General features: G+C 68.8%; 1 protein-coding gene and 1 pseudogene. One reads left to right on the top strand and one right to left on the bottom strand.

Translation table 11 applies throughout. From position 1 onward, the window contains the following. Nucleotides 1–125 precede the first annotated feature (125 nt). The gene (locus H5397_RS17400; RefSeq protein ID WP_220492403.1) at nt 126–917 is read left to right on the top strand and encodes an ISL3 family transposase; all 792 of its coding nucleotides are present in this window, start codon (nt 126–128) and stop codon (nt 915–917) included. Here the strand turns inward: H5397_RS17400 and H5397_RS17395 are convergent. Then, a pseudogene (locus H5397_RS17395) lies at nt 914–1,231 on the bottom strand (transposase); the annotation flags it as partial. The gene H5397_RS17400 and the pseudogene H5397_RS17395 sit on opposite strands and share 4 nt — an antisense overlap.

Below are 1,231 nucleotides of genomic sequence, written 5' to 3'. Positions count from 1 at the left end.
ACCAACCCCCTCACGTGGAGAGCCCGGTGCGGTGAAAGTCGCACGCCGGGTTCGGCGGGCGGGCTGTGGAAACCCACCACGGGTAACCGTGGCAGGGCGCCACAGCCCGACCCAACTGGCACCACGTGAGTCCCCGCAAGCGCGGCCCGAAGGAACTCACCGGCATGGTCGACCTGACCCGTGACAAGGACGGACGCGTCCGAGCCCGGCTGCTCGACCTCGTACCCGGCCGCTCCGGGACCGTGTACAAGACATGGCTCGACCAACGCGGCACGGCGTTCAAGGCTGGGGTCGAGGTCGCCACCCTGGACCCGTTCCACGGCTACAAGAACGCCATCGACGACAAACTCGCCGACGCCACCGCTGTCCTGGATGCTTTCCATGTGGTCGCCCTGGCCGGCCGGGCGGTCGATGAGGTTCGCCGCCGCGTGCAGCAGGAGATCCACGGTCACCGTGGCCGTGCCGGCGACCCGCTGTACGGGATCCGGAACATCCTGCGCTGCGCGGCCGAGCGGCTCACCGAGAAGCAACAGGCCCGCCTGGCCGCTGCCATCGCCGCCGACGAGCGCCACGACGCCGTCCACATCGCCTGGCAGTGCGCCCAACGTGTTCGCGCCGCGTACGCCCACCCCGACCCCGCTCGAGGCCGCCAACTCGCTGAACAGGTCGTCGCCAGCTTCCCCACGTGTCCCATCCCCGAGATCGCCAAGCTGGGCCGCACCCTCAAGCAGTGGAGGGACGCCTTCCTGGCCTACTTCGACACCGGCCGCGCCAGCAACGGCGGCACCGAGAGCATCAACGGGCTCATCGAACTCCACCGCCGCATCGCCCGCGGCTTCCGCAACCGAGACAACTACCGGCTACGCATGCTCCTCATCGGCGGCGGACTCACCCCGCCACCCCCACCTCAAGGTTGAAGAGCCCCATTCAGGGCCTCACTCGGGCCGTTCGACGTGCCGGGCCGGTCGAAGTACGCCAGCACGTCGGCCGCCCGCTTCTTCAGCGTCCGGCCCAACACGATGACTTCGGCCAACGCGCCGGGGACACGGCTGCCGATGGCTTGGATGAGATTCTCCATCAGCTGGCGACCCTTCGCGCGGTCAGGTTCGCGGTAGGCGGCGATCATCTTCTGGTAGATGGCCCAGGTGGCTTCGACCTCGACGTGCTCATCGCCGGCGAACAAGGCTTCCAGGCGAGCCTTCTGGCGCGGAGTGAGAAGGTCCAGACCGGT

The organism is Propioniciclava sp. MC1683 (assembly GCF_014164675.1).
Classification (GTDB): domain Bacteria; phylum Actinomycetota; class Actinomycetes; order Propionibacteriales; family Propionibacteriaceae; genus Propioniciclava.
This window is presented reverse-complemented; position numbering and strand designations above follow the sequence as displayed.